This is a genomic window from Mesobacillus subterraneus (assembly GCF_023715485.1).
Lineage (GTDB): Bacteria > Bacillota > Bacilli > Bacillales > Cytobacillaceae > Mesobacillus > Mesobacillus subterraneus_B.
Genome location: NZ_JAMBOF010000002.1, coordinates 227,415 through 251,954, shown reverse-complemented (window position 1 = coordinate 251,954; position 24,540 = coordinate 227,415). Strand labels below are relative to the sequence as shown.

General features: G+C 44.6%; 21 protein-coding genes. 12 read left to right on the top strand and 9 right to left on the bottom strand.

What is annotated here, in order from left to right:
• Window positions 1–181 precede the first annotated feature (181 nt).
• The gene (locus M3204_RS23635) at window positions 182–307 is read right to left on the bottom strand and encodes a hypothetical protein (RefSeq protein ID WP_285856892.1); all 126 of its coding nucleotides are present in this window, start codon (window positions 305–307) and stop codon (window positions 182–184) included.
• A gap of 258 nt (window positions 308–565) precedes the next feature.
• Here M3204_RS23635 and M3204_RS03870 point away from each other — a divergent pair, with 258 nt between their 5' ends.
• The 12 genes from M3204_RS03870 to M3204_RS03815 all read left to right on the top strand — a co-directional run bounded on the left by M3204_RS03870 (window position 566) and on the right by M3204_RS03815 (window position 16,606).
• The gene (locus M3204_RS03870; protein WP_251478725.1) at window positions 566–1,993 is read left to right on the top strand and encodes a S8 family serine peptidase; all 1,428 of its coding nucleotides are present in this window, start codon (window positions 566–568) and stop codon (window positions 1,991–1,993) included.
• A 256-nt stretch (window positions 1,994–2,249) separates the two neighbouring features.
• The gene (locus M3204_RS03865) at window positions 2,250–4,718 is read left to right on the top strand and encodes a S8 family serine peptidase (RefSeq protein ID WP_251478724.1); all 2,469 of its coding nucleotides are present in this window, start codon (window positions 2,250–2,252) and stop codon (window positions 4,716–4,718) included.
• Between the two features lie 152 nt (window positions 4,719–4,870).
• Entirely contained in the window at window positions 4,871–6,592 is a 1,722-nt protein-coding gene (locus M3204_RS03860) for a methyl-accepting chemotaxis protein (RefSeq protein WP_251478723.1), read from the top strand.
• Window positions 6,593–6,794: 202 nt separating this feature from the next.
• Complete coding sequence (locus M3204_RS03855; protein WP_251478722.1) at window positions 6,795–7,361, top strand: DNA-binding protein; 567 nt, start codon at window positions 6,795–6,797, stop codon at window positions 7,359–7,361.
• A gap of 133 nt (window positions 7,362–7,494) precedes the next feature.
• Window positions 7,495–8,739, top strand: a complete 1,245-nt coding sequence (locus M3204_RS03850; protein WP_251478721.1) for an EAL and HDOD domain-containing protein — start codon at window positions 7,495–7,497, stop codon at window positions 8,737–8,739.
• Between the two features lie 144 nt (window positions 8,740–8,883).
• Entirely contained in the window at window positions 8,884–9,117 is a 234-nt protein-coding gene (locus tag M3204_RS03845; RefSeq protein ID WP_251478720.1) for a CsbA family protein, read from the top strand.
• A gap of 383 nt (window positions 9,118–9,500) precedes the next feature.
• A complete protein-coding gene (gene uvrB, locus M3204_RS03840) occupies window positions 9,501–11,480 on the top strand; it encodes an excinuclease ABC subunit UvrB (protein ID WP_251478719.1) in 1,980 nt (659 codons plus the stop codon).
• Window positions 11,481–11,489: 9 nt separating this feature from the next.
• Window positions 11,490–14,369, top strand: a complete 2,880-nt coding sequence (gene uvrA / locus M3204_RS03835) for an excinuclease ABC subunit UvrA (RefSeq protein WP_251478718.1) — start codon at window positions 11,490–11,492, stop codon at window positions 14,367–14,369.
• Between the two features lie 228 nt (window positions 14,370–14,597).
• Complete coding sequence (locus M3204_RS03830) at window positions 14,598–14,915, top strand: DUF4870 domain-containing protein (protein ID WP_251478717.1); 318 nt, start codon at window positions 14,598–14,600, stop codon at window positions 14,913–14,915.
• Window positions 14,916–14,932: 17 nt separating this feature from the next.
• Complete coding sequence (locus M3204_RS03825) at window positions 14,933–16,042, top strand: DUF4097 family beta strand repeat-containing protein (protein WP_251478716.1); 1,110 nt, start codon at window positions 14,933–14,935, stop codon at window positions 16,040–16,042.
• Window positions 16,043–16,055: 13 nt separating this feature from the next.
• Complete coding sequence (locus tag M3204_RS03820) at window positions 16,056–16,247, top strand: PspC domain-containing protein (protein ID WP_251478715.1); 192 nt, start codon at window positions 16,056–16,058, stop codon at window positions 16,245–16,247.
• Window positions 16,248–16,249: 2 nt separating this feature from the next.
• Window positions 16,250–16,606: a phage holin family protein gene (locus M3204_RS03815; RefSeq protein WP_251478714.1), complete on the top strand. Its 357-nt coding sequence runs from the start codon at window positions 16,250–16,252 to the stop codon at window positions 16,604–16,606.
• 44 nt (window positions 16,607–16,650) lie between these two features.
• On the opposite strand, the gene M3204_RS03810 is transcribed toward M3204_RS03815, so the two are convergent.
• From M3204_RS03810 to M3204_RS03775, 8 genes are all read right to left on the bottom strand, one after another.
• Window positions 16,651–17,376 carry an N-acetylmuramoyl-L-alanine amidase gene (locus M3204_RS03810; protein ID WP_353056024.1) on the bottom strand — a complete coding sequence of 242 codons (726 nt, stop codon included), beginning with the start codon at window positions 17,374–17,376 and terminating at the stop codon, window positions 16,651–16,653.
• A 108-nt stretch (window positions 17,377–17,484) separates the two neighbouring features.
• Entirely contained in the window at window positions 17,485–17,712 is a 228-nt protein-coding gene (locus tag M3204_RS03805) for a DUF2164 domain-containing protein (protein ID WP_251478712.1), read from the bottom strand.
• A 193-nt stretch (window positions 17,713–17,905) separates the two neighbouring features.
• Window positions 17,906–18,631: a GntR family transcriptional regulator gene (locus tag M3204_RS03800; RefSeq protein WP_251478710.1), complete on the bottom strand. Its 726-nt coding sequence runs from the start codon at window positions 18,629–18,631 to the stop codon at window positions 17,906–17,908.
• Between the two features lie 42 nt (window positions 18,632–18,673).
• A complete protein-coding gene (gene nagB / locus M3204_RS03795; protein ID WP_251478708.1) occupies window positions 18,674–19,399 on the bottom strand; it encodes a glucosamine-6-phosphate deaminase in 726 nt (241 codons plus the stop codon).
• A gap of 14 nt (window positions 19,400–19,413) precedes the next feature.
• Complete coding sequence (gene nagA / locus M3204_RS03790) at window positions 19,414–20,607, bottom strand: N-acetylglucosamine-6-phosphate deacetylase (protein ID WP_251478706.1); 1,194 nt, start codon at window positions 20,605–20,607, stop codon at window positions 19,414–19,416.
• Between the two features lie 171 nt (window positions 20,608–20,778).
• Complete coding sequence (gene murQ, locus M3204_RS03785; RefSeq protein WP_251478703.1) at window positions 20,779–21,681, bottom strand: N-acetylmuramic acid 6-phosphate etherase; 903 nt, start codon at window positions 21,679–21,681, stop codon at window positions 20,779–20,781.
• Between the two features lies 1 nt (window position 21,682).
• A complete protein-coding gene (locus tag M3204_RS03780) occupies window positions 21,683–22,747 on the bottom strand; it encodes a DUF871 domain-containing protein (protein WP_251478701.1) in 1,065 nt (354 codons plus the stop codon).
• Window positions 22,748–22,987: 240 nt separating this feature from the next.
• Complete coding sequence (locus M3204_RS03775; RefSeq protein WP_251478699.1) at window positions 22,988–24,361, bottom strand: PTS transporter subunit EIIC; 1,374 nt, start codon at window positions 24,359–24,361, stop codon at window positions 22,988–22,990.
• Window positions 24,362–24,540 lie beyond the last annotated feature (179 nt).

Below are 24,540 nucleotides of genomic sequence, written 5' to 3'. Positions count from 1 at the left end.
AGCACGGTCTTGTTCCCTGCAGAATTTTGTGTCACTTCCGTATTTTGATATAAATTTGGCGCAGTCTAAGCAAAATTGATTCATTAATTTATATTCTAAGGTGAATTCCTCCTTTTTTGATACTATACTCGCAGATTTGAGGAAAAAAAGCTGCTCAGTATACGACGTGTCTGATGAAGATTTAATCTGGAAAATAAATCACTACGAAAAGGATCAGAATCACTACGAAAATCGCGATAATCACTACGAAAAAGAAGATAATCACTACGAAATTCCCCATAATCACTACGAAAACAACGATAATCACTACTTTTTACATTTTTTTGTAAAACAAAAAGAGGTGGATTAATGGAAAAGCCACTCCAATTAATAAAGTAACACCCTCAAAGCGGAATTCTAAGAGGAAAAGCATAGCCCTTTTCCATTGTCGGTTTTTCTTTTGTTACTACTTTAGTAGTAACCAAGATTAGTACTGTAGTTATTATTTTTTAAACCGAATGCAGAATGGTTTTAATGTAAATATTGTGGGAATATTAAGAAAAATAGCTAAGGAGCTGAAAATTGAATGAAGTTGAAAGCCGCCTTTTTATCATTTATCCTTATGGCCGCGACGGTCTTTGCTTCGCTTGTTCCCGGAACAACGACAAAGGCAATTGAGCCTGTGAAAGCGGTGGTTGACGCCGAGTTGACGAAATCACTTTTAACGGCGATTGGCCCGGTTGAAGCGATCGTTACTTTTAAAAGTGAGGAAGGAGTTTTGCCTGAGCAGCTAAACCTTCTGAAGAATCTCGGCATTACTAAAGGTGTGAGCTTGAACAGCCTGCCAATTGCCGGAATTTTAGCGACAAGATCACAAATTGACAAGCTCGCGCAAAGTGATCAAGTTTTATCCATCTATTTAAACAAGAAGCTTGCTTATGAAAATGCTGAAGCGACAGATATTACAGGAGTTGACCAGGTCCGCACAGACGAAACGATGCGGAAGCTGAATGGCGGATTGCCTGTCACCGGAAAAGGAATTGGCGTCGTCATCAATGACAGCGGCGTCGACGGCACACATAAGGATTTGGAATTTGGCAGTCATCTGGTTCAAAACGTCCTCGGTGCAACAAACCTGCATGCGATTGATGCCCTGCTGCCGATTACGTATGTTGAAAACGTGCCAAACACAGATACGAGTTCAGGACATGGTACTCATGTTGCTGGAATCGTTGGCGGCACTGGCGCAATGTCAGGCGGGAAATATGAAGGAGTCGCCCCGGGCGCTAACCTGATTGGCTACGGGTCTGGCGCAGCGGTAGCGATGCTTGATACGATTGGCGGTTTTGATTACGCGTTGACACACCAGCAGCAATATAACATCCGCGTGATCACCAATTCATGGGGAGACACAAGTGACGCGGGAACAGACTTTGATCCATACAATCCTATTAATATAGCAACTAAACGATTATATGACCGCGGAATCGTAACCGTATTCTCAGCAGGGAATTCAGGACCTGACGCGAAGACGATTTCCGGTAACTATAAAAAAGCTCCTTGGGTTGTAACAGTTGCTGCCGGTGATAAATCCGGCAAGCTAGCCGATTTTTCATCACGCGGTGAAGAGGGAAGAGGCGGAACCGTAACGGTCGATGGCCAGTCATGGAAATGGGCAGACCAGCCGACTATAACATCACCTGGTGTCGACATCATTTCCACAAGAGTCATCAGCCCGCTTGTGGCGCTCGGTGCAACAGCCGACGTTGAATATATTGAACCTGCTTATCTGCCGTATTACACGACGATGAGCGGAACATCGATGGCCGCTCCGCACGTAGCCGGAATCATCGCCCTGATGCTCGAAGCGAATCCATTGCTGTCGCCGTCTCAAGTAAAATCGGTGCTGGAGAACACAGCGACTGCAATGCCAGATTACGCAGTCTGGGAAGTCGGCGCTGGGTATGTGAATGCCTATAAAGCTGTGGATGCATCTTTTAAAATGAAAAAGTAATTTATTTGATCTCCCTTGCGAGAGCAGGGGAGTTTTTTTAAGGGGATATTTTCTTTCTGGATTTCTCGTTCACCCATTTTGTGGAAAAATCTGCACGCACTCCTAAGCACTACTCCATCTATAACTTTTGTACGATTCAATAATAGTCATTCCGGAATCCAATTTTACAACCTTTGAAGAATAGTTTTCATTTAATGTTTTCTTGATAATCAAGTTAGGAATATTCAAAATTTTTATAATGTGAGAGGAGAATACGATGAAACGTTTTATGTATCTGTTAGTTGCCCTGTTGCTTATTTTTCCATCCTTTATTGCCCAGCAGGGGAAGGCTGGCGCAGCCACGAATGGCTCGGCGGTTATTGATCCGCTGGTCGGCAAGGCCCTGGACACTGCGAGCTCCCTCGAAGTCATCGTCACTTTCAAAGGTGATGGAGCACCAAACGCTGCGCAATTGTCATTGTTAAAAACGCTTGGAATTGAAACGGGAATCAGCATGAAATCACTGCCGATTGCCGGAGTGATCGCAACAAAAAGCCAAATTGAAAAGCTGGCAGCTAACCCTGAGGTCCAGTCCATTTACCTGAACAAAAAGCTTTCCTACTTCAATGCTGATGCAACAGCGATCACTGGAGTGGATAAAGCGAGAACAGACGACAGTTTCCGCCAGGCGAATGGCGGCCTGCCTGTATCAGGCAAGGGAATCGGCGTAGTCGTTAACGATAGCGGCGTCGATGGTACTCATAAGGATCACGAGTTAGGTAAAAATCTTGTCCAGAACGTTCTGGGCTCCACAAACCTGAATGCCCTTGCACCAGGCTTGCTGCCTGTCACATACCAGGAAAACGTTCCAAACACGGATACGAACTCCGGGCATGGCACCCATGTTGCTGGAACTGTTGGCGGAACAGGCGCCATGTCTGGCGGCAAGTATGAAGGTGCTGCACCAGGTGCTGACTTGATCGGCTACGGGTCAGGCGCTGCCTTGTTTGTCCTCGATGGAATCGGCGGTTTCGACTACGCGATCACGCACCAGTCGCAATACAATATCCGCGTCATCACAAACTCCTGGGGTTCATCGGGCGACTTCGATCCGAATGACCCGATCAACATTGCCAGCAAGAAAGCATACGACCGCGGAATTACCGTTCTTTTCGCAGCAGGAAATGAAGGACCTGGAGAAAACACCCACAACCCTTACGCAAAAGCTCCTTGGGTAATATCTGTAGCTGCTGGAGTAAAAGATGGCACACTTGCTGATTTCTCTTCGAGAGGAACAAAGGGTGTAGGCGGAACTTTTACAATGGATGGCAAGGAATGGACCTGGAAGGATGAACCGACCGTCACTGCTCCGGGGGTTGATATCGTTTCAACCCGAGTTATTGCTCCAGTTTCCAGCCTCGCAGCCGACCAGGATGCAACAACGATCGAACCTGCGTATCTGCCATACTACACGACTATGAGCGGAACATCGATGGCCACTCCGCATGTGGCTGGAATTGTCGCACTGATGTTTGAGGCGAACCCGTTGCTGTCACCTGCAGAAGTGAAGCAGATTCTCGAACAGACCGCTACGAATATGCCAGGCTATGAAACTTGGGAAGTCGGTTTTGGCTACGTAAACGCTTATGCCGCAATCGATCAATCATTCAACGACACTTCTTATGGTAAAACTGTAAACGCAACACAGACATTCTACAGCAATGTTAAGTCTTCAACAGAACGCAAGGATTTTTCAATAGACTATAACCCTTTAACCTTCCTCTCAACAAATCAATATGAATTCACAGTTGAAGAAGGGATGTCCAGCCTTGTTGGAAAAGTCGCTGGCGCAGGGGTAATGGAACAAACGGGCAATCCTATCAATCTGGTATTAATCGCTCCGGATGGCAGCGAGTACAGCTCGGGTGTAAGCTTATTGTTCCCGCTTTCCTATGACCGTACCGTATCTGTCACTTCTCCGGCACCAGGAACCTGGAAGGCAGAAATCCGCGGGCTTCGCGGTACAGATGCAAATCCGCTTGGAGTGGCACTGCCTGAAACGGTGAAAGGTGAGTTGGCCTTCACCAAAGTCAGCGGCTTCTCAGGCTTGAATGATCTCACAGGACATCCAGCGGCTGATGCGATTAAAATGGGCGTAAGTGAACGCTTGTTTGACGGCTATTCAAATGGAGCTTTCAAACCTGATGCCCTTTTAACAAGAGCTGAACTGGCAAAATATTTGGTAATGGGAGCGGAAATTAAGCAGTCATTGCCACAGACTTCAAGCTTTACCGATGTCGCGAGTGCCGATCTCCCATTCGTTGAAGCAACAGCCGCCAAGGGAGCAGCTTTCCGCGACCAGCAGCAAATTCAGAAGGGGGTTATTTTACCGAAAGCAGCCGGCAAATTTGCTCCTAAAGACGGTGTGACACGCGCGGAACTTGCTTACTCTTTAGTCCAGGCTTTAGGCTTGCAAAAAGAAGCAGAAGAATTTGAAGGTCAGCTTACAGTTCAGTATAACGATGAAAGAATTGCCATCGGGGATGCAGCTGACGTACCAGCACACTTAAAAGGCTATGTCCAATTAGCGCTTGACTTGAACATCCTTAACGCGAAATTCGCAGTGACCCAGGGACCTTACGATCTAAAACCAAAGGTAACGGCTGCATTCAGCCCAGGCGTTAAAAATACGCGCGGAGACTTTGCGGTTGCGATGACACGTTATTATAATGCTTTTCTAAAATAAGGTGAAATGAGAACAGGCCCATTGGTCTGTTCTTTTCTATTTTAAAATAATTTACCCCGAGAAGTATTTTACAATATAACCAAATAAAGTAAAATAAGAGTAATAGGTCTTTGTTCCTATAAAATATATGCTGCATAAGGAGAATAAACTGCATGGGTAAAAGCATCAAAATCAAAATGTTGCTTATTTTTTCGGGGTTAATCTTGATTTCTGGTTTATTTATTGGCTATTTATCTATTAAATCGTCAGAAAATCTGGTTGAAGAAACGGTCAGCGAACAAGCAGCCGGAATATCTCAGCGAGCTGCCGATCTTATTAAAATACAAGAATATAAAGAAATTCTTGAATCAGGGGAAACGGAGTATTACAAAGAGCTGCGCACCCAGTTAAATGAAATAAGGGAATCGAATGGCCTTACATATATATACACAATGAAAAGAGAAAAATCAGGCGAGGGCTACAAATACTACTATATTGTAGATGGAATGCCATTAAATTCAGATGATGCCTCCCAGCTCGGTGATGAAGAGAAAGGGATGGATGATTATCCTGCCATCGTCCGGGCTTTTGAAACAGGGAAGACAGAGATGGAAATGACCAATACAGAGGAATATGGCGGATTAGTTTCTGCCTATGTACCAATTAAAACAGAATCTGGTGAGATTATAGGTATTGTCGGCTCTGACTTTGATGTTACAAAGGTCTACAAAGGGATAGAAGCAAACACGCTGAAGATGCTCCTAATTATTGCGAGTATTTTAGTCATTAGCATTATTATTACTGTAGCAGTAACACTTTCAATTACAAAGCCCATCCAGCTTTTATCCAAAAATACGGCAGCCATCGGCAGCGGGAATCTAACCGTCAGTGTCGAATCTAAACGACAGGATGAAATTGGCCAATTAACTCTATCCTTCAACAAGATGCTCCAGGATTTAAGGGGGATTATCCAAACGATTAATAACTATAGTCTGGAGTTGAATGAAACTTCATCTTTACTGCTAACCAAGGCAAATGAAACAAAATCAGCTAGCAGGGAAATTGCGGTTACCATGGAAGAAATCTCAGGAAATTCGTTTTCACAGCATCAAAGCCTGAACGAAAGTGTACGAGTGATAGAAGAGATGTCTCAAGGTGTAAACCATATTGCAGATTCATCTTCAACAGCCTCTGAATTGGCAGTACGTACACTAAATGAAGTCAGCAATGGACATCAGAAGCTGGAACAGGTAATCAGTCAAATGCAGACGATCAGTAATTCTGTTAATCGCTCTTCATCATTGATTCTGACATTGAAAGGGCACTCGGATGAAATTTCACAGATCGTTGAAATTATAAGCGGCATTTCTTCCCAAACCAATTTGCTGGCTTTGAATGCAGCAATTGAAGCGGCACGTGCAGGTGAATCAGGAAAAGGTTTTGCAGTAGTTGCTGAGGAAGTCAGAAAGCTTGCTGAGCTATCTGCAAAGTCGACAGAAAACATCCAAGCCATTATTGAGCGCATAAATGGGGACACAAAAAATACAGCAACTGCCATGGATGTAGTGCTTAAAGATGTAAAACAAGGGATGGATGTTGTTTCTGAAGCAGGAAAAGTATTTAATTCTATCCAGTCATCAATCAAAGGGGTCGCAAGCCAAATCGAAGAAGTGACCGCTACTTCAGAAGAAATGTCGGCTTCAGCTGAAGAAATTACTGCTTCAGCCGTTGAGACAGCAAAAATTGCAGAACAAGCAGCAGTTAGTACACAACAGACGGTTTCTATTACAAATAGACAAGATAACCTTATTGCAGATATGGCTCAATCTGTGGAAGGTTTATCTACCATGTCAGCAAAATTAAGGGAACTAACTGGAAATTTTAAATTAGAATAAAAAATAAAGCAGCTAACCACAGGGTAGCTGCTTTTATTATTTCTTGATGAATGTTAATATGGATAGCACTATTGGAAAATGAATGTAAAATTACATGAAATACAGTTATGGGTATTCTTTAGTGCGCTAAAATGTGTTTTAATTAGCCAAGGAAAAATCAAAGTATAAGTAATTTTAGATTGAAGGATGGGTTGTATCTAAGATGAAATACGCAGCTGAAGACATACAACTGATAAAAGACCAAGTTGGAGCATTTCCCCTTTCTACTATCGCAAAAAAGTTGAACCGCAGCATTGTGGCCCTAGAAGTGAAGATTACGAGAATGGGCCTTTCCCACACGAAGTCCTACACAGGTATGCTTACAGCCGGTGAGTTGGCAAAAAACCTTAACATCGACAGAAACACTGTCATGCAGTGGATCCTGAACCATGACCTCGATTCCCATCAGCGAGTTACCAGGAATAAAAAGAAATTCACATTCATCAATATAGAGGATTTTTGGATTTGGGCGGACAAAAACCGTTATAAAATAGACTTTTCAAAACTAGAGCCCAATTCGCTTCCTCCTGAACCCGATTGGGTGGCTGGAGAGCGAAAGATTACGAAGCAAGTCACGAATTATAAAGTCTGGACGAAGCAGGAGGAAAAGCTGCTGCTTGAATGGCACTGCTGCGGAAAATCTCTCTCAGAGATTTCTGGTATGCTTGGGAGAACAAGTGATTCAATCCGCAAAAAAATCAAACGACTCACTGAAAAACATTACCCATGACATATTTTCATAAATATTGGTAAATTTCATTGTGCTCTTGAAATACTTGACAATTAATAGTATATTTTTCCTACAATACTATTGTTTTATTTTTTCAATTTTGTTTTTTGTTATGTTTTCAGGGGGAATCAAGATGGATATTTATGTTGCCCGCCAGCCAATTTTTGATATAAATGATAAGGCCGTTGCCTATGAACTGCTTTACAGAAGCAGTACGGTGAATAATTATCAGCACACAAATGGAGATCAAGCCACAACAGATGTGATTGTTAATAGTTTTTTGAATATAGGTATCAAGGAGTTATCGAATGGTAAGCCGTGTTTTATTAATTTTACCGAAAAACTATTGAAGCTTGGCGTGCCTTCTTACTTTAATCCATTATCCATTGTGGTGGAAATCCTTGAGACAGTTGAATTGAATGAGGAAATTCTTAATATTTGTAAAGAACTTAAGACACATGGATATACCATTGCTCTTGATGATTTCTTTGTTTCCCAGTGGAATGACCTTACAATTCAATTATTGAATTATATTGATATTATCAAGATTGATTTTAGGTCGACCAGCCGTTCAGACAGACAGGAAATGATCCGCTTTATAAAAGACCGCAATATTCAATTCCTTGCCGAAAAAGTGGAAACAATAGAAGAATATTTGCAGGCCAAAGAAGATGGTTTTGTTTACTTCCAGGGTTTTTATTTTAGCAAACCTGTCATTTTGAATAGTTATGATATACCGTCCTATTACCATTCTTATTTTCAAATTTTAAAAGAAATCGAGAGTCCAGAGCCCGATCTTGAAAAAATCAAAGATGTGATAGAAAAGGATATATCGCTATCTTATAAACTGCTGAGACTGATTAATAATCCTGTGTTTCGTCCACGGAATGAGGTTTCTTCCATCAAGCAAGCTATTATTCTACTTGGTCTCAATGAAATCAAGAAATGGATTTACGTTTTGGCGATAAGAGGAGTAGAAAAATGGACTGATGGCGGTTCAAAGGAAAGGGAAATCATCGAACTGTCTCTCAAACGAGGTAAGCTTGGAGAATTAATTGGCAAAAAGGTTGGCAGGGAAGTGTTGGCTTCAAAATATTTCTTATTGGGGATGTTTTCCCTAATGGATTCCTTACTGCATCACCCAATGGACACCTTGCTTGAAGACCTACCATTGAGCAATGAACTGAAGGATGCGTTGTCAGGTGAAAAGAATGATGAATACGCGATGCTTCAATTTTTAAAGGATGTTGAGCATGCATTCCTCGAAAACCAGGAGCTCATGTTCAATCCAACTTCTATGCCGAAAGAGGAACTTTTTAGGTTGTATGCGGAGGCAAGTGATTGGGCTACTAAAGTCTTAAATGATGTAAGTATATAAAAGGTTCTAAGCATGCTGAGGTTTAAATCCCGTCTGCATGCTTTTCTGCATGGATTAGTTTCTTGTAACACGCAGTTAAAACAGATATATTCTTAGATAAGAGATTTTATAATTTTTTGTCATTTTGTTAAAATGAGGTGTTTTTTGGTGCTGAAATATTTATCCGCACTTTTACTGCCCGGATTCATGGTGTTGTTTTTTACCAGGGTTGCCTATAATCATATACTTGCGCTTGTGTTGACGGTTGCCTTGATTGCAGCTTCTGTTTATAAAGGGTACACGGATTCATTCCTGTTGATTGTCATTGATGCTTTTTCATTGACGCTCGGTTTTTATTTTGCGAACCAGATGATGAAGAGGAACAGGAAGCAACAGTAACAATTTTTTTAAATAAGTAAGCCTGTCGAATATTGTTCGACGGGCTTTTTAGCATCGAAAAGGAAGCAGCCATCTTCAATCAAACGTTTGATTAACTAAAATCTGAGTTCCTTCAGCATTTTCCGCAATACGAAATATAACAATTAGAATGTTTGTTCGCTTTTTGTTGGTTTGTTTTACCTGCTTTGTGGTAGAATGAGGATATGACTTTTTGACAACAATGTATGACTTATATAGAGGTAAGCTTTTTTCGAGATGGTTGCCGAACCAAGAATACTTTATGAATTGCAAAAATCCAGAAGCCGGTTTTTACTTTTGCTTGTGATCGCAACAAAGTTTACGAAAAGAGCCTAGAAGAAACTAAAATTACAGGAGGCTTTTCTGTGAAGGATCAATTTGAATTAGTCTCGAAATATTCCCCGCAGGGAGACCAGCCTGCGGCGATTGAAGAGCTGGTTAAAGGCATTCGCGAAAACAAGAAGCACCAGACACTCCTTGGGGCAACAGGTACAGGGAAAACGTTCACGATCTCCAATGTAATCAAGGAGATCAACAAGCCGACGCTGATCATTGCCCATAACAAAACGCTGGCTGGCCAGCTTTACAGCGAGTTCAAGGAATTTTTCCCGAACAATGCTGTAGAGTACTTTGTCAGCTACTACGATTATTATCAGCCGGAAGCTTATGTACCACAGACTGATACATTCATTGAAAAGGACGCCAGCATCAATGATGAGATCGATAAGCTGCGCCACTCCGCTACGTCTTCGTTGTTCGAACGCAAAGATGTCATCATCATTGCCAGTGTCTCGTGCATCTATGGCCTCGGTAATCCGGAAGAATACCGTGACATGGTCGTATCGCTGAGAACGGGGATGGAAATTGAACGGAATAAGCTATTGCACAGGCTCGTCGATGTCCAATATGAACGGAATGACATAGACTTCAAGCGGGGGACTTTCCGTGTCCGCGGTGATGTGGTCGAAATCTTCCCAGTCTCACGGGATGAGCACTGTATGCGGATCGAATTTTTCGGAGATGAGATTGAACGAATCCGCGAGGTGGATGCGCTGACCGGTGAGATTATCGGTGAACGCGATCATGTAGCGATTTTCCCGGCATCCCACTTCGTAACCCGTGAGGAAAAGCTGAGGATTGCGATTGAAAACATTGAAAAGGAACTGGAAGAACGCCTTGAGGTGCTTCGTGCAGAGGAAAAACTGCTTGAAGCCCAGAGGCTTGAGCAGAGGACGAGGTATGACCTTGAAATGATGCGTGAAATGGGCTTCTGCTCGGGCATCGAAAACTACTCGCGCCACCTGACTTTAAGGCCGGCGGGAGCAACGCCATATACGCTGCTCGATTACTTCCCGAAAGACTTTTTGATTGTTGTGGATGAGTCGCATGTTACATTGCCGCAAATAAGGGGAATGTTTAATGGTGACCAGGCGCGTAAACAGGTTCTTGTCGACCACGGCTTCCGACTGCCATCGGCTATGGATAACCGCCCGCTCACGTTTGCGGAGTTTGAAGAGCATGTCAGCCAGGCTGTATTTGTTTCGGCAACTCCTGGTCCTTATGAACTGGAGCACACACCTGAAATGGTCCAGCAGATCATTCGTCCAACAGGATTGCTTGATCCGACAATCGATGTAAGGCCGATCGAAGGCCAAATCGATGACCTGATCGGTGAAATCCAGGACCGCGCGAAACGAAACGAACGTGTCCTGATTACGACTTTAACGAAAAAAATGTCTGAGGACCTTACCGATTACCTGAAGGAAATCGGCATCAAGGTCCAGTACCTCCATTCTGAGGTCAAGACGCTTGAACGGATTGAGATTATCCGAGAGCTCCGGCTTGGCAAATATGATGTCCTTGTGGGGATCAACCTTTTAAGGGAAGGACTTGATATTCCAGAGGTTTCACTGGTAGCAATCCTTGATGCTGATAAGGAAGGCTTCCTCCGTTCTGAAAGATCACTCATCCAGACAATGGGCCGTGCCGCCAGGAATGAACGCGGGCATGTCATCATGTATGCAGACAAGATGACGAACTCGATGGAACTGGCAATCGGCGAAACGAAGCGCCGCCGTGCCATCCAGGAAGAGCATAACGCGAAGCATGGCATCACACCAATGACGATCCAGAAGGAAATCCGCGATGTGATCCGTGCAACAATTGCTGCTGAGGACCAGGAAGCATACAACCCGGCAGAAGGCTTGAAGAAGCTTACCAAGAAAGATCGCGAACAAGTGATTTTAAATATGGAAAAGGAAATGAAGGAAGCGGCGAAGGCACTCAACTTCGAACGGGCTGCCGAGCTGCGTGACCTCATTCTTGAGTTAAAAGCGGAAGGATGACGATAAAACATGGCTATGGATAAACTGATAGTTAAAGGCGCCAGGGCCCATAACTTAAAAAATATAGATGTCACCATTCCGAGAGATAAGCTTGTCGTGCTGACAGGGCTTTCCGGTTCAGGGAAGTCGTCGCTTGCTTTTGATACTATTTATGCTGAAGGGCAGCGCCGCTATGTAGAGTCTTTATCGGCATATGCGCGCCAATTCCTCGGCCAGATGGACAAGCCGGATGTCGATTCAATCGAGGGATTATCCCCGGCAATCTCGATCGACCAGAAAACAACAAGCCGAAATCCGCGTTCAACGGTAGGAACGGTTACGGAAATCTATGATTATTTGCGATTATTGTTTGCGAGGGTAGGACGTCCAGTCTGCCCGGTGCATAACATCGAAATTTCATCCCAGACAATCGAGCAAATGGTCGACCGTGTGCTTGAATATCCGGAAAGATCAAAGCTGCAAATCCTTGCACCGCTTGTTTCCGGCAGAAAGGGTACACATGTCAAAGTCCTTGAAGATGTGAAAAAGCAAGGCTACGTCCGCGTCCGTGTCGACGGAGAAATGTATGATCTTGGTGATGACATTGAACTGGAAAAAAACAAGAAGCATTCAATTGAAGTCGTCATCGACAGGATTGTCATAAAGGAAGGCGTTGCTGCCCGTCTGGCGGACTCTTTGGAAGCCGCTCTTAAGCTTGGCGAAGGCAATGTCCTGATTGACGTAATTGGCGAAGAAGAATTAGTGTTCAGCGAAAATCACGCCTGCCCGATTTGCGGTTTCTCGATCGGCGAGCTGGAACCACGCATGTTCTCATTCAACAGTCCATTCGGGGCTTGCCCGGAATGTGACGGACTTGGTGCGAAGCTTGAAGTCGACGTTGATCTCGTCGTTCCGAACAAGGAGCTCTCGCTAAAACAGCATGCTATTGCGCCTTGGGAACCGACGAGTTCACAATATTACCCGCAGCTGCTTGAGGCAGTCTGCAACCACTATGGAATCGATATGGATGTTCCGGCTAAAGACCTGCCAGACCATGAGATGGATAAAATCCTCTACGGTTCGGACAAAGACCGTATTTATTTCCGGTATGAAAACGACTGGGGACAAATCCGTGAAAACTATATTGTTTTTGAGGGGGTCCTCAAAAACATCGAGCGCCGTTATAAGGAAACAGGTTCTGACTTTATCCGTGAACAAATGGAAAAATATATGGGTGAGCACGCCTGCCCGACATGTAAAGGCTATAGACTGAAGCGTGAAACACTTGCTGTCCTTGTAGATGGCCGCCATATTGGTGAAGTCACTGCATTGTCTGTCGAGGAAGCACACCAATTTTTCCAGAGCCTGGAGCTTTCTGAAAAAGAAATGAAAATTGCCAACATGATTTTCCGTGAAATCACGGAGCGTCTAGGCTTCTTGATCAATGTCGGGTTGGACTATCTGACACTTAGCCGTGCAGCTGGAACCCTTTCAGGTGGTGAAGCGCAGCGAATCAGGCTTGCGACACAGATTGGCTCGCGTCTGACTGGTGTCCTTTACATTCTCGACGAGCCATCGATCGGCTTGCATCAGCGCGACAATGACAGGCTGATCGATACGCTGAAAAACATGCGAGACATTGGCAATACGCTGATTGTCGTCGAGCATGACGAAGATACGATGCTCGCGGCAGATCACCTGATTGATATAGGTCCTGGAGCAGGTGTCCATGGCGGGGAAATCATCTCGCAGGGGACTCCTGCAGAGGTTATGGATGACCCGAACTCATTGACTGGCCAGTATCTTTCCGGGAAAAGGTTCATCCCGCTGCCAATCGAGCGCCGCAAACCAGACGGCCGCTATATCGAAATCAAAGGAGCGAAGGAAAACAACCTTAAGAATGTCAATGTGAAATTCCCGCTTGGAACGTTTATGGCTGTCACGGGTGTATCAGGTTCTGGTAAAAGTACGCTGATCAATGAAATCCTTCATAAATCGCTCGCGATGAAGCTTCACCGTGCAAAGAGCAAGCCAGGCGAGTTTAGGGAAATCAAAGGTGTCGAGCACCTCGACAAGGTCATCGATATCGACCAGTCGCCAATCGGCCGTACACCAAGGTCGAACCCGGCAACGTATACAGGCGTTTTTGATGATATCCGCGATGTGTTTGCATCGACGAATGAAGCGAAGGTACGGGGCTATAAAAAGGGACGCTTCAGCTTCAATGTTAAAGGCGGACGCTGCGAAGCCTGCCGCGGCGACGGAATCATCAAGATCGAGATGCACTTCCTGCCGGATGTTTACGTGCCATGCGAAGTCTGCCATGGCAAGCGTTACAACCGGGAAACGCTTGAAGTGAAGTATAAAGGTAAAAATATTTCAGATATCCTCGATATGACGGTTGAGGCTGCGGTGGAATTTTTCGCGAATATTCCTAAAATCGCGCGCAAACTGCAGACCATATATGATGTAGGCCTAGGCTACATCACGCTCGGCCAGCCGGCAACCACCTTATCCGGAGGGGAAGCGCAGCGCGTCAAGCTTGCTTCCGAACTGCACCGCCGCTCAACCGGACGCTCGCTCTATATCCTGGACGAACCGACGACAGGTCTTCATGTCGATGACATTTCCCGCCTGTTAGTCGTGCTTCAGCGTCTCGTGGAAAATGGCGACACGGTGCTTGTGATCGAACACAACCTTGACGTCATCAAGGCTGCCGATTATATCGTCGATCTCGGTCCGGAAGGCGGAGACCGTGGCGGAACAATCCTGTCAACTGGAACACCAGAACAGATCGCAGAAGTTCCTGAATCGTATACAGGCAAGTACCTGAAGCCAGTCCTCGAACGCGACCGACTGCGGATGAAAGATCAAATCGAGAAAAAAGAAAAGAGTACGAGCAACGCTTAATATAGTTGATAAAGCTCTTCCCGTCAGGGGAAGGGCTTTTTTTTAGGAGGCTGTGTTGACAATTGAAATCAGTGAATAGTGGAAAATTTCTATTGAATTGTTCACACAATCTTCGATAAGATTGCTTGATTTTCGCGAGGGTTTGCATATAATTTGTCGAACTTATTTCATAAAGACATGAAACTTCTTGGGCTCCGCTGCGTATTAATTGCTAAGGAGATGAAAAGGATGGATATGAAGCGAGTACTGTCTGCGTTTTGCTATTTTAGTATTTTGTTCGCAGGAATCCTGTTCCCCTTAGTGGCATACTTTGCCTCGGAGGACCTGGAAGTGAAGCAGCATGCAAAATCGGCTTTACTGTCTCACCTTATCCCGCTGATTCCGCTGCCACTGATACTGTTATCAGTCTATTATGAAATCACAATGGGCACAGGGGAATTCCCTGTACTGGTGATCATTAGCGGCATCTTGATGGCTGTAGTGGGTTTCATTGTGCTGATTTGGAATTTGGTTAAAGGTATAAAAGTGCTTAATATAAAGATTTAATGTGAGGAGGAAGAAACATGAAGGAAGAACGGAAACGGATTTTAAAGCTTGTTGAAGAAGGAAAAATGACGGTGGATGAAGCTTTATTCCTGATTGAACAGCTTGAGCTGGGAAATACAAAGACAGACCAAAAAACGACGGCCCTGTCCACAGCTGTGAAATTTGAAGAGGCTAAAAAGGAAGACTACTATACTTACACATTCAACTCAATGAAAGACAAGGTTCTCGATTTTGTTGATACGGCATTCAAGAAAATCAAAGATCTTGATCTTGATTTGAACTTTGGGCAATCCGTCGACATCACTCACATTTTCCAGCAGGGGGATGCTTTTTTGAACCAGGTGGATATTGATATGGCAAATGGTTCTGTCGAAGTGATTCCATGGGATCAGAAGGATGTCCGTATTGAGTGCAGTGCTAAAGTATACAGGGTTGAGAACCAGGATGAGGCTCGCAGAAAATTTTTAGAGGATGCAATTTTTGAGATAGAAGGCCAAAGGCTCCGTTTTTCAGTCCAGCAAAAGTGGATGAAGGTCGATGCTGTTGTCCATATTCCGAAAGAAGAATATGAAAATGTGCGAATCCGCCTGTTTAATGGTTCAATCCAGAGTGAAAACTTAAATGTGAAGGATTGCCGTGCTAAAACAGCAAATGGGAAGGTCCTGATGGAAGGTCTTGAGTGCGGCAAACTGGAAGCAGAAACAGTAAGCGGCCACATTGGCATTCACAGAAGTGCAGTAAGGGACCTTGAAGCTGAAACGATTCATGGAGCAATCAAGGCTGACGGCTACTTCAAGCAGGTCGATTTGCAGTCGTTCAACGGAAATCTTACTTGCACCGTGAATAATAATGATTGTGAAACTGTCGAGGTAAAAGCGACTACCGGGAGCATCGATGTTTTCCTCCCAGAGAAGACGCCAGCAAGCGGTGAACTGAAATCGAATCTTGGCGGCTTCAGCATTGAGCTAGATGGAATTCAGGTAGTTGAGGAGAAAAGCGATATGGTCCAGAAGACGCTCCGCTTCAAGCCAGCAGAAGGAGGCCTTCATGCTGTAAGACTATATGCAGATACAAAAACAGGCTCCATCGCGGTGAAGAAAATAGAAGGAGCCGATCTACAAAAATAGGAAGGTGTAAAAGATGAAATTAACCCGTTCACGGACGAATAGAATGTTGGCAGGAGTAATCGGGGGAATGGCAGAATCCTTCGGGATAAATGCAGCTCTCCTGAGAATCATATTTGTGATTTTATTATTCAGCACAGCCTTCTTTCCGATGGCTGCCATCTATTTAGTGCTTGTATTCGTTCTTTCAAACAAGGAAGGCTATTAACCATGAGATGGCTGCTCGGTATTGTTATAAATGCCATTCTTTTTATGGCACTTGCCGGTTATTTTGAGAAAGAGATTTACTTATCGGGGTTCGGGGCCGCTCTGGGGGCAAGCTTTGTCCTTTCAATCCTGAATGTTTTAGTTAAGCCGATATTAATCTTGCTGACACTTCCGGTCACGGTCCTCAGCCTTGGATTATTCCTGTTCGTCATCAATGGGATTACGCTGATGCTGACTGACAGCCTGATGGGCAGCTCGTTCGAGATTGCTGGATTTGGGATGGCATTGCTGACGGCAATCATCATGTCGGTGGCAAACCTGATTATCCAAAATACTATTTTAAGGGAATCGAAGAAATAGACCAAAAGGAATGGCCGGCACGGTATGATGTGTCGGCCTTTCCTTTATTCAGAATCAATATAGGCATCAAAGCCAGCCTTTCTTAAACGCTCTGCAAGCTCTTCAGCATTTTGCTCATTTTCGAATGCCCCAGCCTGGACCTTGTAAATTCTAGCTTTCTTTGAAGATGGGGCAGCTGATGGAGCTTTAGAAGGGGCAGGTGCCGCATTCTCTTTTCGCTGCAGCTTAAATTGATCGGCTAATGCTTTGACAATTGCTTCTGCTACGGTCTTACGATACGTTTCCGAACGAAGCAATTGGATTTCATTCGAGTTGGTCATAAATCCGCATTCCGCGAGCACGGCATCCATCTTTGTTTCCCGGAGGACATGGAAATCGGCTGTTTTCACACCGCGATTATCCAAGCCTGTAGCTACGACTAGATTGCGTTGGATCTTTTGGGCAAGCTGATATGCCACTGGAGGTCTTGATGGATATACGTAAGTCTCAATTCCGCCTACATTATTCCAGCCTCCGCTCCCGAATGCATTGGCATGTATGGAAACAAATATATCCACGTTCAGGCTGTTTGCCTTGTTCGTCCTTGATTGCAATGGAACATCTTCCTGATCAGAATGAGAAAAATAGACTGTTACATTTTTATAGTTTGCCAGCAGCTGCTTTGCGTGATTGGCCACAGCCCTGGTAAATTCATATTCTCTCATTCCATCAGGACTTCGCTTACCCGGGGTGTTATAGCCATGCCCAGCATCGAGCATGATCTTCATCATTCATCACACCTTCCGATAAAAGATTTCCTTACAAAGTATATATATGAACAAAGACCGAAAAAGGACATAGCTCTATACCCTAAAAGAATCATATTTAATGTCCAAGTACTATTTATTGAGCTCGAAAATATCCTCAATCCGCTCCGATATAAATTCATGCGCATCCTGCACACCACAATTATAAAAATGTGGTGCCAGTTTATCGGCAACAAATTCCAGCGTCAGCAAAGCGGCAAGGTCCCCGAGCTCCTCACTTCGCTCTTCCAGGAAATAACGCTTTATTTCATCAATCATCTGACTCTTTGCATGATCATCAATCTTAAAATTTTTAAGCATACCTGATACTGCTCCTTTATGTTAATCTTTTACCCCATTCTAGCGTATTGAGACAAAGTTTTCATCTTCCCAATGCGGGTGCAATTGAGTTTCGACATAGGCTTTCGATTATTTCCGTGGAAATAAGCTAAATGCCACTCCGTTTTCGACAATTAAAAAGAGATCCAACCTCACTGGTTGAATCTCTAAACAATCAAGAACGCTGCATAGTATGGACAAATTTATAACGGTCAGCACGATAGGCGGACTTTACGAATTCGAAAGGAGTGCCATCCTTCAAATTAGACGATCTAAGAATCAACAGGACGGGGGACCCCTTGTCTATTTCTAGAAGGCGCAGCTCCTGGTCCTTGGCAATCGAAGCTTCGATTTCTTGAGTCGCTTCATGGATGGCAAGTGATAATTTTTCCTCAATATACTGGTAAAGGGACTGGTTGATGATTTCCTCAGTCAATCCTTTGACCAAATTGGCCGGGAGATATGTCGTTTCCAGAGCCATCGGCACATTATCAGCAAGCCTGACGCGTTTGATTTCATACACAGGCGTATTTTCGCTAAGTTTGAGGCGGTCAGCAATTTCCCGCCCGGCGGGGATGATTTCAAAGGACACCAGCCTGCTGCCAGGAGTGAATCCGCGCTCCCGCATATCCTCGGTAAAGCTAGTCAGTCCCTGCAATCGTTGTTCGACTTTCTTTTTATTTACAAATGTACCTTTCCCTTTTTGGCGGTACAGATAGCCGTCATTCACGAGATTTGTCAGTGCTTGTCTGATTGTCATCCGGCTGATCTGGAACATATCTGCATAAACACGTTCTGAGGGAATCGTCTCATCTGCCTGAAGCTCGCCGTTGTCTATTTGCGCTTTTATAAATTCTTCGAGCTGGTGATATATAGGAATTGGTGAATTTTTATCAATCATTGGCTATTCTCCTGACTGCTAACAATTTTTCAGAAGGGAGTATTACAGTAATGCGATTGCATCTTTATCCGCAAAAATGGTAACGTTTTGATGGTTTTTTAAGATGGAGGCGGGGAACTGTTCGTTAACATCTCCATTTATTAAACGTGCAAGCGCTTCTGCCTTTGAAGTCCCAGAAACAAGCAAAAGGATTTCCTTGCTTTCCATGATCGAGGCAATCCCCATCGTGATTGCCTGGGAAGGAACGTCCTCAAGCGATTCGAAAAATCTTGAGTTTGCCTTGCGTGTGCTTTCAGCAAGATTGATGATGTGCGTCCTGCTGTAAAAGGATGTTCCTGGTTCGTTAAAACCAATATGCCCATTTTGTCCGATTCCGAGAATCTGCAGGTCGATGCCACCGTGCTCCTGGATGAATGATTCATAGCGCTTGCTTTCTTCCTCAAGATCCTTCGCTGTGCCATCCGGTATATGTGTCTGTTCCAATGGAATGTCGATGTGGTCGAACAAATTTTCACACATAAAGTAGTGGTAGCTATTAGGATCTTTTTTTGGTATTCCGATATACTCATCCAGGTTGAATGTATTTATTTCTTTGTAAGTTGTCTTATTCTCTTGATGGTCTTCGATTAGCTTTTTATAAACGCCAGTAGGTGTGCTTCCGGTAGCCAGCCCGAGGTTCAGCTTTGGATTATCCTTGATCAGCGAGATGATTTTCCATGCTGCTTGCTGGCTAAGCTCCTCATAGCTGTTTGTTTCAATCAATTTCAACGTCATCACCTCTTTTAGACTTTTGCCTGGGAATCACGCTTGAAGCTGCTCGCTCCTCGACAGAACGCCATTGATACGTCAAAGTTTTCATCGAGGACAACGAGGTCGGCATCCTTGCCTTCCGCAATGCTGCCTTTTCGGTTGAAAATCTTTAGCTGTTTAGCGGGATTTTCACTGGCAAGCTTTACTGCTTCTTCAAGTCTGATTCCTGAGAATTCCATCATGTTTTTCAATGAATCTTTCATTTTTAAAATGCTGCCGGCAAGCGTACCATCGGCTAAAAACGCCTTCCCGTCGGCAACGCTTACTGCCTGTCCGCCGAGGTCATAAGTTCCGCTTTTAAGACATTTCGCCCGCATTGAGTCCGTGATTAAAATGACCCCGTCCGTGCCCTTTGCTCTTACAGATAAATCGATCATCTCGGGAACAACGTGGATTCCGTCCGCAATTATTTCAATTTTTAGCTCGTTAAAAAGCAATGCCGCGCCAGCAACACCAGGATCACGGTGATGCATTCCGCGCATCCCGTTGAACAAATGGGTGACATGTGTGGCGCCAGCTTTTACTGCATCAGCCATTTGAGCATAAGTAGCATCTGAATGGCCGACAGAAGCAATGACGTCGTTTTCGGCTAAATAAGTGATGAATTTATAGCCATTTTCTTTTTCCGGCGCCAGGGTCACAAGCCGGATATTATTACCGGAAGCTTCCTGCATTTTCGCGAACAAATCAATATCCGGAGCGATGATATGGTCAGCAGGCTGTGCGCCTTTACGGTCTTCATTGATAAAAGGGCCTTCTAGATGGATGCCGATTACTTCGGCTTTGCCAGGATGGTTATGATGGCCGATGTAATCTGCGGCGTTCTCTAACGCTTTGATAATGGCGTCTTTATCCTGTGTGATTGTTGTTGCCAGGAAACTGGTTGTCCCTTCCGCGGGCAGAACAGTTGCCATAATATTTATAGCCTCCGTGGTGGCGTCCATCGTATCGGCGCCTCCAGCTCCGTGGATATGGACATCAATGAATCCAGGTACCACCGTGCTGCTTTCAGAAAGCTCGATAATTTCAGTATCTCGGTCCAGAGCAGGCATGGTGGCAGCTGGTCCCGTTTCTGCAATCTTTCCGTTCTTTATATAAATGAATCCATTTTCAATCAATCCATTTTCTGTTAGTACCTTAGCGTTAACGAGCATTAATTCCTTCATTATTATCACCTGGAAATTTAGTCCTGTTTAGGCTTCTCATTACTTTACCTTATACCCTCTGTCAAACTCATTATACTAGTTGTAGCAGATGGTTGTCTATACCAGATGCCTATCTGCCTATTACTTACTGACTGGTCCGGACAGGTTGAGACGCGCATATTATTGCGCCGATTATTTGTAATGAGAGCTGATTGCATCGCGAAGGTAACCGTCATGATTCTCTAATAGGCTTTTAGCTTCAGTTCCCTTAAGGCCGGTGATAATCTGCAGGATTGCTGCTTTTGTATGATAGTTCTGTTCCTTGATAGCTGCTCTTGCTTCCTCATCGGATGCTCCAGTGGCCATTTTTACAATATTGACTGCGCGATTATGGAGTTTTTCGTTCGTCATCTGGACATCGACCATAAGATTGCCGTAGACCTTGCCCATTTTGATCATCGAAGCGGTGGATAGCATATTCAGTACGAGCTTTTGTGCTGTACCTGCTTTCATCCTCGTTGAACCGGTGATGACTTCAGGGCCGACGACAGCTGAAATCGTGTAATCCGAGATTTTCTCCATTTCGGAATCCTTGCTGCAAACGACAGAAACGGTTTGGGCACCAATTTTTTTAGCGTATTCCAGAGCACCGATCGTGTAGGGTGTCCGGCCGCTGGCTGCAATACCGACAACGATGTCCTTCGCGGCAAGAGAGATGTTTTCCAAATCTGTTTGGCCCTGCTGCTTGTCATCCTCGACACCTTCAATCGCTTCGGTCATCGCTTCTTTTCCACCGGCGATGATTCCAACAACAAGGCCCGGGTCAGTTCCGAAAGTCGGAGGGCATTCGGAAGCATCGATGATTCCGAGACGTCCGGAAGTGCCAGCGCCGATATAAATCAGCCGGCCATCCTGTTTGAAGGCGGTGACAATCTCATCGACAACCTCTGAAATCATCGGAACCTGCCTTGCGATTACATTCGGAACGAGTGTGTCCTCCTGGTTGATTACGGTGATGATATCTTCTGTTGACATCTGGTCGATATTCATTGTTTTTAGATTTTGCTGTTCTGTATTAAGCTTAGCTATGTTCATGTCAATCCCTCACAATAAACTGAAATTTTTGGCCCGCTTTTACGTGCGAAAGCAGGGGAAGGTCTTGTTCGATTACTTTACCAATGCAATTAACTTTTTCATCCCTCGGGAGGTTATTTATGGTGATTTGCAATTCACCTGCATAGCGTCCATACAGGTGGTTGTCCATCGTTACTGTACCCCGCGTTCTTTCGAGTTGGTTTTCCGCAAAGAGGTGCTTGTCTCCTTTTAAAGCATAGGAACGAGATTCAACGGACCGAATGACATCGCGGGCGGGGTCCATCCGGTTTGTCAGCGGCCTGCCCAATAATTCGGGCTGCGGCCAATTCCTCGCTTCAATCCGAAGCGGTACGATTTTTTCTGCAAGGAACGCAAACAATTTCAATTCTTCATCAGATGCAGAATGATCGCCAATCAATATTTTATCGGTAAAACAGGAAAACATCAGCTCTGCGGCAGCGATGAGTGGCTTTTCCCCGCGGTGCTCCTCAAGCGTAGGAAGTCCGGCAAACACGGGGCCGCGCAAATCCTTGTCACCCGGAACAAAAGCCATCGTTGTAATGCCCATCGAGCGGAACATCTTGTTTCTTTCAATAAGGAAGGCCTTGTCCAAACCAGTTTCTGGCCGAGGGTAAAAGTTATGCCATGCTTCCACGTTTTCCGCTTTTAATCCCGCGCCAATCCATGACAAAAGCTCATCTTTTGTTACTGTACTAGCGTTAATCCCTATCTTCATTTTATGCGAAAGCTCAACGACCTGCCCTGCTGTAAAACCATAATCCGCTCTGATCCCCGCTAATCCCCAGTCCACGAGTTTATCGTATCGCTCCCATTCAAGACCCAGGTATTCTAATGAGCGAGGGGAAACATCGGCCATCAGCTCCATCTTATGCTTTATTGCCAGTTTTCCGAGCTCCTGTAAAAGCTCTTTATAATCAGCAGGATTATCTTCGGGAATATGCAGGGAGGTGAAAATAGACTTTAGTCCATAACCTGCTGCTTTTTCAATCCAAGCAGCATTTTGTTCCATCCTGCCTTTGTTTAAATAAACAGAAATGCCGAGCATGGCCAGCCCTCCAATAGCTTTGAATTTTTCGTAACGATCATTGCTATTCTAATAAACTCTCCATTATATTTTCTTGGTTCAAGCTCTCTTGTAGGATCAATTTTGATGAATTTTCTTCCGAATTTAACGAAAAACGCCTTGATAGAATAGAAGAAAGGAGGAAAGCAACTCTCCTCCTTTTTCGTTATTGGTATGGCTGCAGTACCCGTCGTTGCTGGACAGGGAACCAGAGCTATAAAATTAAATATCCTTAGCCATTTCATCCTTGAAGCCGAACGTCCATGTAAAGATGAATCCAAATACATAAGCGACTAATAGGCCAAGGAGATAAAGAACAATCTGGTTTGTATGGACAAGAAAAGCAAGTGGTATACCAGAAACTCCAATTGCAATTGTGGCGATTTTAAAGAATGCCTGGAAGGCTCCGCCGACTGCAGCGCCAAGACATGCTGTCACGAATGGACGGCCAAGCGGAAGGGTAACCCCGAAAATCAGCGGTTCGCCAATGCCAAGCATACCGACCGGAAGTCCGCCTTTAATTACTTTTTTCAATCGTTCGTTCTTTGTCTTGAAGTAAATCGCGAATGCCGCACCGACCTGACCGGCTCCACCCATTGCAAGGATCGGCAGTAGCGGGTCATCGCCAATTGTATTGATCAATTCCATATGCACTGGAGTCAATCCCTGATGCAATCCAGTAACAACAAGCGGAAGGAATGTTCCGGCAAGGATCAGACCTGCAAAAATGCCGCCCATATCGATGAGGCCAAGCAAGCCCTTTGTGATCAGGTCAGAAACAAGACCTCCGACAGGCTGAAGCACGAATAATGTAGCAATACCAGTAATCAATAATGATAGAGTAGGAGTAACGATAATATCCAATGAAGACGGAACGAATTTCCTGATGCGTTTTTCAAGCATTGCGATGAAAACAGCGGCAAGCATAACACCTATCAATCCGCCGCGTCCAGGTACTAATGCTTCACCAAATAGAGTTATGTTCGCAAGACCTGGATTGATGATCAGGATACCAGCGGCACCGCCCAGGGCAGGTGAGCCTCCGAATTCACGTGCGGTATTAATACCGACGAATACACCAAGATAACCGAAGATACCCCAGCCAATAAGGTTAAGAACCTGGACAATTGTTGATTCAGGGTCAGCACCGGAGCGGACGATAACGTTTGTGATTCCGGCAATCAAGCCTGATGCGACAATCGCAGGAATCAGCGGAATGAAGATACTTGCGATTCTTCTTAAGAATAATTTGAAAGGAGTTGCATTTTTCTTATTTAGATCATCCTTCGTGCGGCCAGCAAGCCCTTCAAAAGGATTTGGGTCGTCTTCGTCAACGACTCTGGAAGACATTCCGGTAATCTCAGAAACTTCATTCGCGACTTTGGTGACAATTCCAGGCCCGAGGATAATTTGCAATGTTTCTTCTTCAACGATACCGAGCACGCCATCAATTTTCTTGATCCCAGCTACATTCACTTTGCTGTAATCTGCCGGCTTGACGCGAAGGCGGGTCATGCACGAAGCAACATCAGCAATATTGCCCGCGCCGCCAAGCTGCTCAAGTATCTCTCTTGCCAGGCGTTCTTCATTACGCATGGTGTTTCCTCCTCAATTATTAAAATATAAAAATAGTACGAAAAATGAATTCGCTTACAATTTGATAATAACAAGGGCACGTATAGTTGTCTATACCTATTTTAATTATATTTACCAGCTGGTAATAGTATTAACTGAGTGGTTATACGAGGAAATAAAAGCCAGGACCCTATATAGCT

Coding starts and splice junctions, on each gene's coding strand:
- M3204_RS03870 (WP_251478725.1), top strand. CDS start 566: ATGAAGTTGAAAGCCGCCTTTTTATCATTTATCCTTATGGCCGCGACG.
- M3204_RS03865 (WP_251478724.1), top strand. CDS start 2,250: ATGAAACGTTTTATGTATCTGTTAGTTGCCCTGTTGCTTATTTTTCCA.
- M3204_RS03860 (WP_251478723.1), top strand. CDS start 4,871: ATGGGTAAAAGCATCAAAATCAAAATGTTGCTTATTTTTTCGGGGTTA.
- M3204_RS03855 (WP_251478722.1), top strand. CDS start 6,795: ATGAAATACGCAGCTGAAGACATACAACTGATAAAAGACCAAGTTGGA.
- M3204_RS03850 (WP_251478721.1), top strand. CDS start 7,495: ATGGATATTTATGTTGCCCGCCAGCCAATTTTTGATATAAATGATAAG.
- uvrA (WP_251478718.1), top strand. CDS start 11,490: ATGGCTATGGATAAACTGATAGTTAAAGGCGCCAGGGCCCATAACTTA.
- M3204_RS03830 (WP_251478717.1), top strand. CDS start 14,598: ATGGATATGAAGCGAGTACTGTCTGCGTTTTGCTATTTTAGTATTTTG.
- M3204_RS03825 (WP_251478716.1), top strand. CDS start 14,933: ATGAAGGAAGAACGGAAACGGATTTTAAAGCTTGTTGAAGAAGGAAAA.
- M3204_RS03820 (WP_251478715.1), top strand. CDS start 16,056: ATGAAATTAACCCGTTCACGGACGAATAGAATGTTGGCAGGAGTAATC.
- M3204_RS03815 (WP_251478714.1), top strand. CDS start 16,250: ATGAGATGGCTGCTCGGTATTGTTATAAATGCCATTCTTTTTATGGCA.
- M3204_RS03810 (WP_353056024.1), bottom strand. CDS start 17,376: ATGATGAAGATCATGCTCGATGCTGGGCATGGCTATAACACCCCGGGT.
- M3204_RS03805 (WP_251478712.1), bottom strand. CDS start 17,712: ATGCTTAAAAATTTTAAGATTGATGATCATGCAAAGAGTCAGATGATT.
- M3204_RS03800 (WP_251478710.1), bottom strand. CDS start 18,631: ATGATTGATAAAAATTCACCAATTCCTATATATCACCAGCTCGAAGAA.
- nagA (WP_251478706.1), bottom strand. CDS start 20,607: ATGAAGGAATTAATGCTCGTTAACGCTAAGGTACTAACAGAAAATGGA.
- murQ (WP_251478703.1), bottom strand. CDS start 21,681: ATGAACATAGCTAAGCTTAATACAGAACAGCAAAATCTAAAAACAATG.
- M3204_RS03780 (WP_251478701.1), bottom strand. CDS start 22,747: ATGCTCGGCATTTCTGTTTATTTAAACAAAGGCAGGATGGAACAAAAT.
- M3204_RS03775 (WP_251478699.1), bottom strand. CDS start 24,361: ATGCGTAATGAAGAACGCCTGGCAAGAGAGATACTTGAGCAGCTTGGC.